This window comes from Acinetobacter sp. BWR-L5 (genome assembly GCF_039655985.1).
Taxonomy (GTDB): domain Bacteria; phylum Pseudomonadota; class Gammaproteobacteria; order Pseudomonadales; family Moraxellaceae; genus Acinetobacter; species Acinetobacter johnsonii.
This window is the reverse complement of record NZ_JAGFEV010000003.1, coordinates 1-18330: the sequence shown is the minus strand read 5'-3', so window position 1 is coordinate 18330 and position 18330 is coordinate 1. Positions and strand designations below refer to the sequence as shown.

The 18330-nt window shown below is 40.7% G+C and carries 9 protein-coding genes; all 9 read right to left on the bottom strand.

Features of this window, described 5'->3' with window-relative positions; all coding sequences use genetic code 11:
* Positions 1 to 32: 32 nt before the first annotated feature.
* The 9 genes from JZ787_RS05875 to JZ787_RS05835 all read right to left on the bottom strand — a co-directional run bounded on the left by JZ787_RS05875 (position 33) and on the right by JZ787_RS05835 (position 17927).
* A complete protein-coding gene (locus JZ787_RS05875) occupies positions 33 to 2735 on the bottom strand; it encodes a DUF11 domain-containing protein (RefSeq protein ID WP_218288673.1) in 2703 nt (900 codons plus the stop codon).
* 46 nt (positions 2736 to 2781) lie between these two features.
* Positions 2782 to 3276: a hypothetical protein gene (locus JZ787_RS05870; protein WP_004978444.1), complete on the bottom strand. Its 495-nt coding sequence runs from the start codon at positions 3274 to 3276 to the stop codon at positions 2782 to 2784.
* Positions 3277 to 3779: 503 nt separating this feature from the next.
* Positions 3780 to 7649, bottom strand: coding sequence for a hypothetical protein (locus JZ787_RS05865; protein WP_346311915.1), 3870 nt, complete (start codon positions 7647 to 7649; stop codon positions 3780 to 3782).
* Positions 7636 to 10293 (bottom strand): hypothetical protein, encoded by a 2658-nt coding sequence (locus JZ787_RS05860; RefSeq protein WP_346311914.1) that lies wholly within the window; start codon positions 10291 to 10293, stop codon positions 7636 to 7638. The genes JZ787_RS05865 and JZ787_RS05860 overlap by 14 nt, the downstream gene beginning before the upstream one ends.
* A 15-nt stretch (positions 10294 to 10308) precedes the next feature.
* The gene (locus tag JZ787_RS05855; protein ID WP_168158783.1) at positions 10309 to 12954 is read right to left on the bottom strand and encodes an isopeptide-forming domain-containing fimbrial protein; all 2646 of its coding nucleotides are present in this window, start codon (positions 12952 to 12954) and stop codon (positions 10309 to 10311) included.
* A gap of 315 nt (positions 12955 to 13269) precedes the next feature.
* Positions 13270 to 13413: a methionine/alanine import family NSS transporter small subunit gene (locus tag JZ787_RS05850; protein WP_004691882.1), complete on the bottom strand. Its 144-nt coding sequence runs from the start codon at positions 13411 to 13413 to the stop codon at positions 13270 to 13272.
* 9 nt (positions 13414 to 13422) lie between these two features.
* Positions 13423 to 14901 carry a sodium-dependent transporter gene (locus JZ787_RS05845; RefSeq protein WP_004691884.1) on the bottom strand — a complete coding sequence of 493 codons (1479 nt, stop codon included), beginning with the start codon at positions 14899 to 14901 and terminating at the stop codon, positions 13423 to 13425.
* 963 nt (positions 14902 to 15864) lie between these two features.
* On the bottom strand, positions 15865 to 16425 hold the full coding sequence (locus tag JZ787_RS05840) for a DUF4256 domain-containing protein (protein ID WP_234951833.1): 561 nt from the start codon (positions 16423 to 16425) through the stop codon (positions 15865 to 15867).
* A 143-nt stretch (positions 16426 to 16568) separates the two neighbouring features.
* Positions 16569 to 17927, bottom strand: a complete 1359-nt coding sequence (locus JZ787_RS05835) for an MFS transporter (protein WP_004691886.1) — start codon at positions 17925 to 17927, stop codon at positions 16569 to 16571.
* Between the last annotated feature and the right edge of the window lie 403 nt (positions 17928 to 18330).

The following is an 18330-nucleotide window of genomic DNA, read 5'->3' as shown; positions in this document are numbered from 1 at the left end:
CCACAAAAATAGTTATTAATGTTATGTCTTAATTATTGTCCATCGACCTTAACGCTGAACTTCATTGTGACCGTTTCAGAAGGTGCTAAAGCAAACTCTGTTGATTTCAAATTGTTTGCTGTATTCGATACCGTACCTTTTGATGCAGGATCTAGTGCAGCTGCTGGTGTTGTACCTAAAGTGGTATAACTTGGCACAGCATCCGTGATCACAACTTTAGTTACTGCTTGGTTACCATCATTCACCGCCTTAATTTGGTAAATGATACAAGCACCTGGTTTTGCTTGAAGCGTCGATGTTCCGAAATTGCCTTCTTCAGCGCCATTACAATCAGCGTCTAGCGCTTGTAATTTTTCCAAACGGACTTGACCAATGTTCACTGTAGTTTTATCAGTTACAGTGACAGCAGCTGGGGCAGCAATACTGTTCAACTCACCTGTCGGAGTGATGGTTACAATAGATAGATCGGCCTGACCCGCAGTTGCATTACTTGGTGCTTCAACTTTCACCAAAATACTGACGCTTTCATTTGGCGAAAGACCATCTGCACCATTCGTCGCTGTTAGCCACGCATTAAGATCAGCACCAGTAACCAACTCACTCGCGTCGGCAACACCATTATTGTTTTTGTCCACATAAACTGAGGTTACAAAGCCACTATTTGATGGGTCATGCGTGATTGCAAATGGAAGTGTACTTCCCCCTGTCACCCCTTCTACAACGTTACCGTTGTTGGTCAAAGTATGCTTATAAACAATCGTACCGCCTGGAGCGACCTGACCTTGTTGATCAGCTAAGAACGACAGTCCACGAACAGCTTCTACAACAAGACGATCTTTCATCTTGTCAGTTAAGCCAGTTGCAGGAGAGTTAATCGTGAAGACAATATCTTGGCTATTTGCAGGTGTTGCATCGGTTGATGGCGTCACTTTGGCACAGAAATAAGCCGTTGCATTTGGCTGAATTGCACCTGTGTTGGTCACTTTAGTTGAAGAACATACACCAGTTGAGTCAGCAACAAAGTACTCAACAGTCCAACCTGATGGTAATGGTTGATCAGTACCAAAGTTATAATTGTCTGCAGTTGAACCACCATTGGTCACAGCTATCGGGAATGTTCCTGCAACACCAGGTTTAGTCGTTACTGTCGTTACAATATTAGCCGCAACATATGCACCTTCACCTGTAAGTGCAGTATCATTTTCTATATAGTCTTTATTACCCTTACCATTACTCAAATCGACTTTAGAAGTAGTGATGTCAGTAATACGTAAAGTGATCTTATCTGATAGAGTTCCATGTACAGGTGTAATGGTTAAGATTGTATCTAGGCCAGGAGCTGTAATCGGCCCTGTATACCCATTAGGCAAAGTAATACGTGCAGAAATTTCAAGATGGCCACCAGAAGCCAATGGACCACTATCTACACTTGCATCACCATTGGTATCCGTTAATGGTGTATTACCATCCGACTTTAACAATTCAACGATAGAACCTGCTGGTAGCTTAGATTTATCGACTTTAATGTTATATGTCTCAGTCACATTACCTAGGTTATGAATCCAAATATCTTCAGTTGAGCTTGAAGCACCAAATAAGATAGGTGAACCTTGAACAGCAGTGGTAGAGATTAAGTCATCTTTAGAACCCGCGACTTCAGCATCTGAGTAAGGGTCTGTTGCTAAATCATTGATCGTACCAATATAAGTCGACTGAACTGTGACATCATACGGGTTAGTAGGTTGAGGACTTTCTGTACCTGGTCCATCTGGGTCAAATGTTGCAATGTTGGTAATTTTACCCGCTGGTGCGCTTGCGTTGACTGTTACTTGGAATGTTAATTTTCCTGTGCTGTTACGTGGTACTGATGCCAATACCAATTGCGCTTTACCATTGGTAAATTCGTACTTCGCTGCTGTTTCGTCACCAGTAGCATCTGTCAATGCCGCTGTTTGACCACTCCAACGCGCAGACCCAGCAACGTACGTCACACCTGCTGGCAGGATATCTTCAATGGTTAAATTTGTTGCGTCAGCATTACCTGTGTTTTTATAGGTCAACTCATAAGTCACCGTATCACCACGAGTTACAGCAGTAACATTGGCAGATTTTGTGACTTGAATCACCGCGCCGCCCACGATTTTCACTGTATCCGTGTTAACTTTGATATCACTTGAACCGATGAACGTACTTTCTGCTGATAAAGTCAATTTACCCAAGTCATTTGCCTGAGCTGTTGATGCCGTTGTACCCACAACCACTAAACCTGCAGACTCACCCGCATTTAAGGTAATAACCTGCCCCATTAAATTGGTGTTGTTATCAGGCACGCCGTCTTTGTTCGCATCTAAATAAATCGCAATATTTGAGAAATCAAATGCATCACCAGCGATGTTTGCCAAACTTAATGTGAACTTATCTGTTCCATTACCAGTGTTGGTCAAGACGTGTGATAGAGTCACCACACCGTTCGGATTCGCAGTCGCACTACGGTCTTGTTCAAGTGTGAAACTACCCACTTGTAAAACAGTCGTTTTGACTTCATTCGAAGTGACAGTGCGTGTGGTCGACGTACCATCCACATACGACGCAGTTGCAATGTTACTAATGTTCGTACCCGCAGCTGGTGCAGCTGCATATGTGGTGCCTGTAGCAAAGAAAGCAAACCCACCTAAGACTGTCGCAATTGACAAATAAAGGTTATTTCGCTTTGTTGTTTTCAAATTCATAGACATGAAAGTCCCCCGACTCCATCGGAATGATGTGTGTAAAATTTAGAAATTAATCGTTTGAAGTATTTACTTTGGCTTGTGCACTAACCGTTACGGACTTTTTTGCTGGTAACTCTGCAATCTGCCACTGTAAAGCACGGTATTCTTTCAATGGAATATTGACCAACTTGCCATCTACTTTTTTCTTTAATGGCATTGCTGCAAAGTTGACACCATCCGTGCTTCCCAATGCACCAGAAGGCAAACTTGCACCCAAATATTGGGTATCGGCTGGAATCGGTAATGTCGCCTTTAAGCTTTTGATATTACCTGTCGTGTTGTTGGTATAAGTCGCACGATACTCAATCACATCCTGCGGTTTAATTGAGTCTGCAGCTTTAAATTGTGCATTCCCCTTATTGTCTACAACTTTTTTAAACGCTTTAAGCTGAACAGAGACAGGCTCATTATTGGTCGCTGCAGTTGCCACCATCGCACTGGCAGCAACCCCAACAAACATCAAACTAATTGTCATTTTTTTCAGCATAGAATTTTTGTTTAACATGATTTTATCCACTGCGAACCAATGCGAACTTTTTGTGACACTAATCACTTTTTTATAAATTAATGCAACAAATCTCAAAGCAATATTAAACAAAAATCACACAAACAACCATACATTATTTAAAAAAAATGTTAACTAGTTCACCTTGTATTATTTTTACTGGATACAAAAAATCACACAACAACAATCAAGTTACTGATATTTATTATATTTTTATTTTAAAACCAAATTACATAGTGAAACATTTGTAAAAGATACAAAAAATAACAGCTGCTAGTAAAAATTTTAATGCTCTGTAAGAGTCCTAAATGTTATTTTTCTGAGAGAACCATCTGGACAAAATAGACGCTATAACTGTCTTTAAATTATTCAACCCACGCTTATTATTTAATATATTTTTCAAGTAAATACATAAAAAAAACTACATCTCCCTTTTATAAAAATGAGCAATAAAAAGCCCCTTCATGTAGATCCCAGAAGGGGCTTGCCATATCAAAAATTAATTAATCGGGAATGCGTACACAGAAGCCCACTTGCCCCTTTTGTTTCGGTGCCAAGACACCAGGAATTGTCCATTTCAACTGCCCTGCATTTGCCTCAGTTTGACAACCTGTAGCTGTACACGACATTGCTCCATAAACCGTACCCACGGGAACACTATCTTTTAAAACAACATCAACTAAGTTTTTGTTCGAATTGTTGGTATAGGTGATTTGATATTCCAAATAATCCCCTTTCGCAGCTTGGTTTGACACAGTAAACGGCGTCGTATTATTGCTAGGTGCGGGACATGTAGATGTTTTTCGAACCAACTTACCGATGTTTAAACCTGCTGTCCCAATAGTCGTAATGTCATTCACACTATTACTTTCTTTCACAGTGGCAGCGCTATAAGTTCCTTTTCCATTGACCTTAAAGCTCGTAATAAACCGATCACCACCTTGCGCTGTGGTTGGTGAAATTACTCGCTGAATCAAACAAACTTTTTCATTGGCTTTGATGGTGCGACTCGTCAGTAAACTCTCACCTTGATCTAACTGTGCATTACAGTTGCTGTCCACGTAAACTAAACTCTGCCAAGGCTGATTATTTGCAGGTTGCTGTTCTTTACTTTCCGTTAGATTGAGCACATTCATCACACTTTTAGCCGTCAATTCATGCGGATAATCCACGACATCCCCAGCCACAATAGTTTTTTGTCCATTTTGGCTTAAGATCAATTTTAACTCGGCATCACCAAACAAAAAGCCTTCATAACTGGTGACATTATTTGCTTTTGGAATCGTAAACTGATCATTTGTGCTATCTGCTGTCGCTGTGACATTACTTACTTTTGCAGAACTTACTGAATCATAGCCTGTCACATTATGTTGCATGAGACAGACATTACTGCGTCCTACGAATACATCTTGCAATGTTTGAATTCTAAACTCACCATTGGCATTGCTTGTAGCAGAGGCCAAAACGGCTTTACTGTTACAATCTTGTAATTCAACAATGCTGCCTGCTATTCCCAACTCACCCACATCTACGACACCATTATAGGCCTTTGATGTATCTGAAGTTGTGCCACTGTTATCATTAAAAACTCGGCCAGAAAATACATAGCCTGCATTCTTACTGTTTGTCACGCGGCAAATAAACTTAGACGCAAATTTCACGTTTGCTGCTGGAATAGTTTGAGTCAGTCCACTTAAGCTTCCCAAATTACCTGAGCTATTCCCTGAAACAGAGGCATTGCTATCGATACACTCCACACTCTTCAGTGCATATAAAGTTAAAGCAGACTCAGTAAAACTAATTGCGGTGTTTGGGATTGCATAGGCTACAGTTGAACCTTGCTCAACAGGTGATGTACTGGTTTTTAAGCGTACAGACTGAGCTGTTCCAATTACAGTTGTAACCACTTCACCGCTAGTAATGATTTCAGCATTGTTATTTGTCAAATTTGAGAACGCGTTGAAGTTAAAGCTATCGGTGCCATTTTCAGATACTTTGTTCATTTGGAAGGTCGGCTTTAAACACGCATTCACGTCATTTAAACCAATACTAATATCATCACCTGCTACACCCGAACCTGCATAACTCTGGAACTCGGAACGTACAACTTTAATATTCGTCACAGATGTAGGGAGTGTAATCGTAAAGTTAATACTTCCCGGATCTGTTTGATATGAAGTTAATGAATAGTCTGATTGTGAAACTTGCGCACCATTTAAGGCATTGAACGACGCTGTTGTATTTGCACTTTTACCTGGTGTTACCAGAACAGCATAAGCTACTCCATCTACCAAGACTCGAATGGTCACCCCTGTTGTGTTACTGCGTGGGTAGCCATATGACCAACTCAATCGCCCTCTCACTTGCAAAGCACCATTTGCTCCTGTGCCATACATGATGCTATTTGGAAGTACTGTTGGACTGCTCCCTGCTGTTTTTAAATTATTATCAAAAGCTGCCAAAGTATTGTCGGCATCATATTTTCTAAAAGTTGTATCAGAAACAAGATTTACTGCTTGACTGACTAAACACTGATTTTGCGAACTTCCCGTAGTAATTGGCGTATTCTGCGTAATCGTCATGTTTGTCGTAGCACTATTATTTACAGCATTTGAATCAAAAACACTGGTAGAAATAGATGCAGTATTGGCAACAGAACCGGCTTTATAAGCCAAGCCAGATATAGCGAACTCTAAATAATTGACATTTTTTCCATTTGCAGGAAGATTCAATCCTGTTGCACTTAGACTGTTACTGCTCTCTGAGCTGGTCATAGACGTTGGACACACTGCCGTCCCATATTTGGTACAAGTCCAAGTTAAACTCGAAATATTGGTAGGAACTGCATCTGTTAATGTTGCATCTGTAACTGCAACACCCCCATTATTCCAAGCCTTAATCGTATATTTCACGACATCACCTGTATTGTATGTCGTCTTATCGGAAGTTTTCGAGACTTCCAAATCTGCCGATGCCAATACCGTATCTTGATCTGTTGTTGTACAAGCACCTGTGTTCGAGTTAAATGAACGAGTAATACCGTTGGCATTTAAAGTTGTACAACTTGCCCCAGTTGAAGAACCTAATGTTGGCACTTCTACTGTAGCTGTGTTGGTTACCGTACTGCCCGCTGCCGCATCAACACGTGCAGTCACTAAAATTTCGTAAAATTCACCAGCAGCTAAGCTTCCTGTATCAATAGAAGCCAAACTGCTTAAAGCTGGAGCTGTGCTACATTTATTATTGGCAACTGTACTACACGCGACGGCGGTCGCGGTAAGCCCTGTGCCAACCACATCCTTAAGCAATGTTCCTGTATAGGTATCGGGTCCATTATTCGTGACACGAACTGTATAAGTCGTCGTACTACCTGCATAGACTTGAGTCGCATTGTTTGTTTTGGAAACCACCAAATCACCAACCATAGAGTCGACACTAGAACCACTAAAAACAAAGGCATCCTGTAATCCACGACCAGTTTGTGATCCTTCCTCAATAACCCCTCTCGTCCTATCTGTTCTAAAATAAACTTTAAATTTCAAAACAGTAATAGGAGCTGAGGTTAAAACTTGAATACTTCCTGATGCTCCTCCATCACGTGCATCTGGCCAAAGCGATGTAGAAGTATTTCGAATTTCACCATTGGGAGTCACAGAAAAGTTTGTACCAGATAAGGCATATGTACGGATAATATTTGTAGTGGTGGTTAACTTGAATTGTGCAGATATTCCTAAAATACTATTGCCAGATATGGTACGAACAGCACCCAAACCAGATATATTAATGACTGGATTTGTCACAGCTCGATCCCAAGTTAAAGTGACCTCTCCAACTTCATAACCTAATCCTCCATTTACATTCGTGGTATCTACTGAAGAACCAAGGTATTTAGTGGTATCCGCAGTCATACGTAAACCATAGTTTGAATTAATATCTATCCCTTGGTTTAGCAAAGTTCTGGTAGACGAAAAATGAGAACTCTCTGGTGCTCCTTGATCAGCTAGTTTTGGAAAAACCGTAAGATTGGTTCCACCAAAAAACAATGCTGGCACACCCGCCGCATCATACTGCTGATTGGTCAACGTATAATTTAGATTAACTTTGGGGAAATAATTCAATGTACCTGAATTATCATTCGGATTATTTGCATTAAATACATAAGTGTGCCTTTGTGCTGATGTCGTACCTCCCACATAAGGTGTTCCACTATACGAATTAGACATGATCTCAAGCGTCGGCGTTGCTGCATTCACACTTATCCAACAAAGCGTACTGGCAATAAACAGCAATACTGGGCGGCACACCTGCATATGTTGAAGCTTCTGAGTAATGGTCAAAAACAACTTTACTGGTTGTTGGTTAGTTCCCCACATATTTCACCCCAAACTCTAAGCTATGGCTTTCATTGCTTTTAATGGCTGCAACTGAACCTTTCACTGCACCTGTTTGTCCCAGTGCTGGCGCAGTTAATGAGCCCGATTCACAACTGGTACAACTTGGTGCTTTACTCATCACCATCGCCTCTGGCGTGTAATCATAAAAATTAAATCGCCCAATGGCCGAAGCCCCCAAATTTTTCACGGTTAATTGATACAGAACACATTGCCCCGAACCATCTGCATTACGTGTAATCGGCAACACATTTGAGGTATACGCGCCATCCGCTACGCCATCACAATTATTATCTTTGGCTTGTAACTTGGTTAAACGCACAGGCGCACTGGTAATGGTCGTAATGTCTGTTGCCGTATCCAATACCGCTGCTGCACTATTTTTTAGACTAATCACAGAAGTATTCACAATCCCTACTGTATTGTACGAGGTATTTTCAACTTTATTAAAAATACGGATTGGTGCTTTACTGGCTAAAATAGATGCGCTCACGATAGCTAAGTTTTGGATGATTGGATCAGAAGCATCAAGCTGCCCATCATTATTCGCATCATAATATAAGGTTGTCGTAAAACCAGTTCGATCATTGGCAACACTTAAACTATCCGTTGCTGACAATACAGACGTTCCCCACGGTTTTAAGGTGTGGGTATAAACAATACTGCCTCCTGGGGCAATTTGCCCACGTAAATCGGGTTCTAAGCTTACTCCACCTTGACTCGCATTCGAGTTAATCGTAATGGCATTTTGAATCACATCATAGCCATTGTTTGGTGCTGAGGTCGGTAAAATAGAAGAAGCCACTTTAAAATAAATTGGAATCGGCTGGGTTGTACTTTTTGCATCTGCTCGAATTTCCACAACCGCACAATAGAGCTGAGATTCACCATTATTTAACAACCGCGTTGACGTAATTTCTGCTCCAAGCACCGAGCAGTCTGTGGTTGATGAAGCAAAATAACGCACCGAACTGACATCGCTTGGCAATGCAACCGTCGCAAAATTGTTATCAGCATCAGCACTAAAGTTATAACTCGTCGCTTGACCGGTATGGCGTACTGTAAGCGGGAACACCACCGTTTGGTTATTCACCCCAGCCAAAGTTTTCCACGGCGAACCGCCATTCGATACATTGCCATTTCCTGTCCCATTTGCTGTAGTTTCAGGGCTATTGATCAAGTCCACTAAGCGAGAAGCTGTACCTTGTATCAGTGAGGTTCGATCTTGTACCGTATCTGTTTTGCTATTGTCTGTTATCGACTGTGCTTTAGGCACAATGTTATATGTAGTATTGGCTGTATCAACATAGTCTGCTGGGAACGTAATTTTCACAATTATCGGAAGTTTAGCACCAGCATCTAGCGTTCCCGTATCAACAATCCCATCATTATTGCTATCAAACAGAGGGGTGACACCATCTGCACGATAGAACTCCAGCACACTCCCTGTGGGTAAATTATGGCTAGCAAAACTTAAATTGAACCGATCTGCCACTGTGCCAGTATTCCACACATAGTTCTCAAAACTAACTGTACCACCACTACTGACCGCAGATTTAGTCAGTAAGTCTGCGCCACTCACACTATTTACATCCGCATTAATCACCACCCCATAAATCGGTTTAATGTTTAATACTGCGGTGTTGGACTGCGTGGTTAAATTTGCTGTAGTAGACAAACCATCATGGTCATAGTTCATATTGGCAAAGTTGGGAATCTCACCGGGTGCAGTACGAGCAACCCGAACACGGAACTCAATATAGCCTTGCGCATTCGCAGGGACATTGGTGATTTGCGCACGAATAGTTTTACCATCCGTATCAAGGTAATAATTAATGCCTGTTGGATCATTACTGCCTGTCGCAGAATTCAGTGCTTGCCCATTCCAGTTTTCATTACCCGTGACATACGTCAACTGCGTGGTATCCAACAAGTCACTAATATTCACTACACCGCTGTTATTACCATTATTGAAATAGGTTAAACGGACGGTCGCGATATCCCCATTCACAACGGTTGTTTTATCAAAACTCTTGGTTAAATTTAAAACTGCCTGATCCGTGATGCGAGATGTATCAATGTTATTTTGAGTCAGACTAGGTTGTTGTGTAGAGGTCGCTGTGAGTTGAATCTGACTGGAGCTATTTACGGCTGCTGATGAAGGAATAATGGCTTTAATAATCAGTGCAACCGTCTCTCCAGCATTTAAGCTATATTGGCTCATTGGCGTATTATTGTCTGCAACACCATTGCGATCGGCATCTAAATAAATTTCAATATTGCTATGGGTAAAACTCCCCCCTGCAATTTGACTGCCCAACAAATTATAAAGATCGCGTTCGTTCCCAGTATTGGTTAGAACATGGTGATAATAGACCGCCTGCCCTGGGCGCACATATTCCGTTCGGTTATCTTTCAAACTGAGGTTATACACAGGAATAACAGTGGTTTGAACCAAATTGGAACGCGCCACTTGAACAACCGTAGAACCTTCTTCCTTGTATTCACCCACAGCCATGTTACTGATGACCAGAGCATCAGCAAAAACCCAAGTCGATGCTGTTGCCCCCAATAAGCTCAGCATGGCAATACGCATATTTCGAATCATTTTCTTTTCTGCAAACATTTTCCGAGCCTACTCTTAAGGGTTAACACGAATAACAAAGTAGAAATTGGCTTCTTGGCTTGGATCTAAACTACTCACCAAAGCAGAAACTTTGTCACCAGAAGATAAATTTGTACCTGACGGAACAATGACAGGCGTTCCTACTAGGCTGGTATAAGCTGGAACAACATCATTAAACTGCACATTCTTCACCACTGAACCACCATCATTTTTAAGTGTCAGCTTATACACCACACATTGATTTGGCTTGACTGAAACCAACTGGGTGGAATAGCTCAAAGATGCTAAATTAGTGGTGGTACAGCTACTATTCGCTGCTTGTGTTTTAACTAACTGTAAATGCCCTGTTGCAACCGTGGTCACATCTGTATTTTTTAAGTTATCTAAATGAATGCCATTAAAATCAGACACTTCAACCACGATATCCGCCTGACTCACCACACCTTCTGTTGCAGAAGGGGCCGCCTGCACTTTAAGTAAAAGTTGAATATCAGCCTGCGCCACTAAACCCGCACTACCCAAAAGCTGATTTAAACTGGTTGTTGCGCTAATAATTTGGTCTGCACTATCAATCTGACCATTTTTATTTGCATCATAATAAAGGGTATAAACAAAGCCATCATTTCTAAGTGGTACAACTTTCAAATTCACTTGAGAACCTGCGTTTGCCCCTTCTGCCATATTGCCCAAATTCTTTAAAGTATGCGCATAGACAATCGTGCCACCCACACTCACCTGACCTTGCTGATCATTGGTCAGGGTGAGTAAGCGTGCGACATTACTTTCAATTTGGTTCTTAATCGAGTCCGCTTGTTGATTAACCGGTGATTGAATCGCAAACCAAATCGGCGCTGTAAAATTCTGTTGGCTTACGTCAACATCAATCACTGCACAATATGCCTTGCTTGCTCCTGCACCTAAGGTTCCCGTATTGGTAATTTGCTTACCCACCGTTTGACAGCTGGCATCACCTTCATAAAATTTGACGCTAAAACCTGTTTTAGTGGTAGGCATAATATTGGCGACATCAATCGCGCTAAAGGATGCATACAAATTATAGTTATTGGCTTGGGTTGAATTATTCTTTGCTACCAAAGGAAAAACCGCTTTACCCGAAGTAACTTTAACCGTACGTAAGGGTTGACCGGCGTTATCCACGATCCCCACGCCTAAACCCGATTGGTCAGCATTATATAAATCACTACTGCTGGATGCAGCAGTTAAAGCTGTAATTTGGTTACGAATCGGGTCAGAGACTGTACTTGAAGCAATGGATGTCGCAACCACATCAATATTGATATTGCTGACACTGCTGCTACAGCCTGTAGAGGCCGATACTCCAACCTGAATTTGTTTTACCGCCGCATTTGAAATCGAACCTGTGTCGACTTTACCGTCACCATTGGTATCCGTAAGTAAAGTTTTTCCGTCCTGCGTGTAAAAATTAACTTTGGCACAGCTAGGCAAATTGTTTGAGCTATAACCTAAATTATAAGTATCTGTGGTATTACCAATGTTCCAAACATAGTTATTAAAGAAAACCTCTTGCCCTGGTTTCAAACTGGCTTGAATCACTAAGTTATCAGGACTGTTATTCGGGTTACCGACGTTCGTTGCTGAACTAGATTTATTATTTAAAACCACCCCATAGACAGCAGCCAAATTATAGATCACGGTATTGGAGAAACTGCTCAGTTTTACCGTGGTATTATCCATGTCATATTGTACAAAACCTGCCGTGTTTGGAATTTTATTGGCAGCACCTTGTTTCACTTTGGCTTTAAAAGCCAATGTGCCTGATGTGAGTGGTGCAACAGCCGTAATACTGGCTTCTAGACTCTTCCCATCAGGTTTAAGTTGATAGGCTATTCCTGTATTCGCAGATCCTTCTGTATCATTTGCATCGGTGAGTGCTGTGCTATTTTGATTCCAAACTGCCGACCCGGATACGTATTCTAAAGAATCATCCAACACATCTTGCAGCACGACACGACGTGTTGCTGTCCCTGTATTTCGATAGGTCAAAGTATAGGTGATCAGGTCACCAATATTGCCTTCACTTGCACTTTGCGCTTTAACGAGAGAAATCACAGCATCATCGACAACGCGAATCGTATCTGTGACTTGTGCAGAAAGCGTAGCACTTTGTTGGCTCACAGCTTTGAGGTCTAAACTACTGAGCTGATTAAAAGACACATTGGTCGGGATACTACCTACAATCACAACTGCTAAAGATTGACCCGCATTGAGCTCAATTGATCCCACCAATAAGTCTTCGGTATTATCTGCTAAACCATTTTGATCGCGGTCTGCATAGACCTTCACATTACTTAAATCAAAATTATCAGTGCTACTTTGTACTAGACCCAATGTATATCGATCAGCAGTATTACCTGTATTGGTTAACACATGTGGCAGATTTACCGCCCCACCAACCACACCATATTGGTTTTGATTTTGTACTAAAGTCAGTGAGTACGTTTTTTGCACTTCCAATGCCACGGGATTGGAATTGACCAATAAAACATTTCCCATCTCATCGGTATAGTCCCCAGATGCAACGTTAGAAATATAGCTTCCCGGTTGTGGAAATGCATGTGCTTCTAATGAAAAAAAAAATAAAAACGACAGAGCAGAAAATTTCTTTTTGTTAATTTTCATATGAATTAGCCAGCAAAAGTACAAACTGTGTCACAATTCTATACTATTTTGTATCATAGTTGTTATTGTGATTGCATATTTATTAGATAAAATTTGTACAGCATACTTTTTGTGCTTTCTGGTCGTTTAAATTCTTATTTATTTCGAGCCAAATGGACGTGAACAATAAGCTCCAAATCAACTCATCAAAAAAGGCTTATCGAAGCTGCCAACTCGCTTTACCTCCATAGAAAAAAATAACGCCCAATGAAGCTCATCGGGCGTTATTTTAAATAGGTAAATACCTATTTTCAGGGTTAAATTTTATATCAGGTATTACAACGTATGCTGGTCTTTCACTTCTTCAAGAACATCATCGAGCTCTTCTGGATTTTTCATCAAGTGGAGAATAGACAACACAAGTCCTCCCCAAACAAACAACATTGAAATCACCATCATTACGATTGCTGAAGTATTCATTTTTTTCTCCTAGCGATCTTTAACTTTGCTGAGTACGATTGCGACGACAGCACAGAAAATCACACTGCCCCAACCAAATAGCCCTTGCAGACTCATGCTATAGGTATCGTAACCATTTTTCACCAAATTAAATAACGTCATGCTCAACGTCGTTAATAACACGAGTGAAGTAATCACGGTCAAGGTAAATGCCCAACCCTTACCGAGTTGAATTGTGGAAATACGATTTACGTGATCACGCAACTCAATCAATGCTGAACGCTTAAACCAAGTAATACAAAGAATAGAAACAAGTGCGCCACCCACAATGCCAATGTTATTGATAAAGTGATCCACGATATCTACCAATTTAATCGCATTCACACTTGAGAATAAGATCACTGAAACCAGTGCACTACCACCACCGATAATGGTAACTGCTTTTTTACGGCTCCATTTTAACTTATCCTGCATCGCTGCAATCGGCACTTCCAAGATACTGACCATGGAAGAAATACCGGCAACAAATAATGATGAGAAGAACAATAGACCGAATAAATCAGCACCTGCACCAAGACTTGAAATGATTTTCGGGAAAGCAATAAATGCCAAACCGATACCACCACTCACCACATCTTGAACTTCTTTGCCTGCGGCATGCGCCATAAAGCCCAATGCAGCAAAAATACCAATACCCGCCAAGATTTCAGTTGAAGCGTTGGCAAAACCAACGATTAAACCTGAGCCTGTCAAATTGGTCTTTGGCTTTAAGTAAGATGCATAAGTCACCATGATCCCGAAACCCACAGAAAGCGAGAAGAAGGTATGACCATACGCCGCCAACCACACTTTATAGTCCATCATCGCAGACCAGTTCGGCGTAAAGAATGCATTTAAGCCTTCTGCTGCACCGGGTAAACGAAGTGATTGCACCACTAAAATGGTGAATAAAACGAATAGCAAAGGCATGAAAATCTTATTCGATAATTCAACACCTTTTTTAACCCCGCCAAACAGAATAATTAAGGTCAGTGCCCAAATTCCCACGATTGGCCAAAATAAATGGCTTACAAACTGTAAATCGAAACCTGTTGCTTTCGAAGTTTGTAAGTAGGTATTAAAGAAGAAACTTTCAGGATCACTGCCCCAAGTCTGACCAATCGAGAAGTAAACATAGCTTCCCGCCCACGTCAGTACGCTGGCATAGTACAAACCAATGATGATACACACACAGACTTGCCACCAACCCAGCGTTTCACCGCCTTTAAACAAAGCCCGATAGGCTTTAGGTGGTGACCCCGAACTACGATGCCCCGTTGCATAATCTAAAAATAACAGAGGTAAACCAGCGGTAATTAACGCCAATAAATAAGGAATAAGAAAGGCACCGCCACCATTTTCATAAGCAACATAAGGGAAACGCCAAATATTACCTAAACCTACAGCCGAACCTACAGCTGCAATAATAAAACCAGATCGTGATGTCCAGTTTTCACGAGTTCCTGACATAAAACACCTAAACCTAGGTCCCTTTTAATTGCTTTTTATTTGGTTATCTCGCAATAGAAAAGAACCATTTAATATTAATCTTGAGTGTTTGATTTAGCTTCGACCTTTTGGGTGCAAGGTTCTAAATGACAAACAGAGGAGTTTTCACAAAACCTTGGTTAAAGTGTGTCGATTAAACTTCCCTTTTATATGGTTCAACAATACTCACTTTTATAAAAATATTCTGTAATTTCTGCTTCAAATATTCCATTTTTATAATGTGTGCTGATTCAACCGTTCAATTAATCAGCTTATTTATTGTACAAAATTAGTTATAAATTAACAAACTTTTTGGAATGATTTATTCCACCTATTTCGCTGCATAAAATTTTAATATCCCTCAACGATGTTCAACCTACTAAAAAAATCAATCTAAAGGCTGCTCAAGCCATCAATTGTATGTATAAAACATTACTTTTCACATTTTTATTCAAATATCCACTCCATCGGAGAAGATTGATCATGTTTCTGATGAACATCACATGCATGCATACAACTTTTTAATATTGTTATGTACTTACAACGCAGTCGTATTTACAACCGCGCTATACCAGTGATGCTCTATATTTAAAAGAGAACCATCAAAGCCAGTCATTTCGTAGAACATCCTCAGTTTCACTAGACCAATCCAGTATTCATCAGCCTATTTAAACGATGCTGATTTAAAGCAGTAAGCAAAAATTATATAAGCCATTTACTTTTGTCAGCTTAGGCTTACAAATAGCGTGGTTAAAATGCTGTTTGAACAACAGCCATCACCATGTATATTTAAACCATCAGGAAACAGGACGTTTCCCAAACTTAAAACAACAATAATCAGTTTGAGCATCAGGATGTGAGATATGACAGGAGTTGTATCTAAACACTGAAATACAAAGAAACCTCGACAGGATGTCGGGGTTTCTTTTTATCTCTATCCCACAGTTAAAGCTGAATATAAGTCCGAAATCCTCGACTCGCATAGTACGAAGCAGCGCCATTATGATAGGTAAACGTACGACCATAGCGCTGATCACAAAAAATTGCCCCGCCTTGTTGACGTAATTCAGCTGGAGTCTCAACCCAACTGGATGTTTTCAAGTCAAAATTAAAGATCTGCTGTAAAAGATAATACTGTTGTTCCGTCACTAAGCTTAAGCCATACGCCTGTACCCAATCTAGCACTGTATTTTCAGGCGGATGATCCTTACGACTCAATAATGCCTCTCGGTCATAACACATGCTCCGTCGCCCCTTCGGTGACTCAATTGAACAATCAAAAAAATACACATCTTGTGTATTCGGTAAAGCCACGACATCGGGCTCACCACCACTTATTTCCATTTGTTGTAACGCATATAGTTTTTCAGGAGAGTGCAAAAGTTGTTCTCGGACAAATGCCCAACTAATTTGCATATGACGTTCAGTATGCTGTTGAAACCGTTGTTCTAAGGTATTGAATAAATGTTCACTTTGCTCAGGTTCGAGTTTTTTCTGCTGCTTAATCATTGTTATTGTACTGCCCTATTTAATGCTACCTTTAGCATAGCACTCTCCTTCAAACACGACCAAATATCACCCAACGGTACACCCATTTTGCAAAAATAAAGGCCCTCAAAATGAGAGCCTTTTATCTTTTTGGGATTTGATTAAGAAGATGCTTTGATTGAACTCGAAACTTTCACCTGAGTTTTAACTGCTTCTTCAGCACTATTTAAACGGATAAAAGAAACCGCTATCGCAGCAAGCACCGCAGGAATCGCCACAGCAATAAAATTCAACTTATGTGGTAATTCCATGCCCAACAATACACCAATGACAATTGGCCCCACGATTGCACCCACACGGCCAATCCCTGATGCCCAACCCAACCCGGTTGAACGAACAGCCAATGGATAATATTGCGCCACATAACTATATAGCAAAATACTACAACCAATCGAAGCCGCTCCTGCAAGTGCAACCAATAAATAAATTACAGGTTGTGGTGAATTAAAGCCTAAACCCACCAGTGCAAATGCCCCGACAGTCAACATGCTAATAATGACAGGTTTCAAGTGGAATCGATCCGCGAGCACACCACCACCAGCAGTGCCGATCACCGCGCCAATATTTAAAGAAAGGAGGAACATTAAACTGCTGCCCATCGAATAACCCGCAGCCATCATCAGTTTTGGTAACCAGCTTCCTAAGGCATAAACCATCAATAAGCACATGAAAAAGCAGCACCAAAATAAAACTGTACCCATACCACGGCCATTTTTAAACAAGGCAGCGACAGACGCATCAGGTACTTTCGCTTCGTTCAGCACTAGAACAGTATCTGAAGTTACAGTCTCTTCAGGTACCAGTCGTTGAATAATGCTGCGTGCCTTTTCTGTCTGCTGGTCTTTCACTAAAAAAGTAACTGATTCAGGTAAGAATTTCCATAAAATAGGAATAAACAGTAATGGAATACCCGCAATGAAAAACATGATCTTCCAGCCAAAGGTTGGCGTAAACGCAACACCCAGAAGTGCTGCCATAATCCCACCCATTGCATAGCCACTAAACATCGCAGTCACCAAAGTACTACGAAACTTCTGCGGCGCATATTCCGAAGTTAAAGCGACCAAGTTCGGTAATACACCACCAATTCCAAGACCCGCGATAAAGCGTAAAATACCAAATTCAGTCGGGTTTGAAGCAAAGCCACCCGCAAAAGTGAACCCACTGAATAACGTAACACAGATAATAATGACTTTTTTACGGCCAATTTTATCAGCCAGCATCCCAAATAGCATTGCACCAAACATCATGCCTGCTAAGGCAGTACTGGCTAGCATTCCCGCTTGAACAGCCGTCATGCCCCACTCTTTCATTAAAAGTGGTAAAGCCACACCGTTAATTGCTAAATCATAGCCATCAAACAAGACGACGAATAAGCACCACAAAACAACCGTTAAATGAAAAGGCTTAAACTTAGCCTGATCGATTACAGCATTTACATTCATTGTTGTCGCTGTCATTTTTCCCTCACCTCCAATTGTGAGCTTTATTATAAAAAGTGAATCCAAATTCACTTTTATATAAAATGAATCATAATTCAGTTTTTGTCTATAAATAAAACAATTGAAAGGGCTTTTTTTGGAAAAACTAGACCAAAGTTGTATAAAAATCACACAAAATAATTTGCATTTTTCGAATTCTTTGATAAATAATAGATATTTCACATAATTTTAATTTATATAAATGCATTTTTTTATAATTTAACACGCATTCTCCGCTCTACTCTTTTTATTTTTAATATTTTCAGCATAAAAAAATCCCCCTCTGCATTAAGCGGAGGGGGATTTTGAATTAATGAGCTGGCGATGACTTACTCTCACATGGATAACTCCACACTACCATCAGCGCTAAGAGGTTTCACTT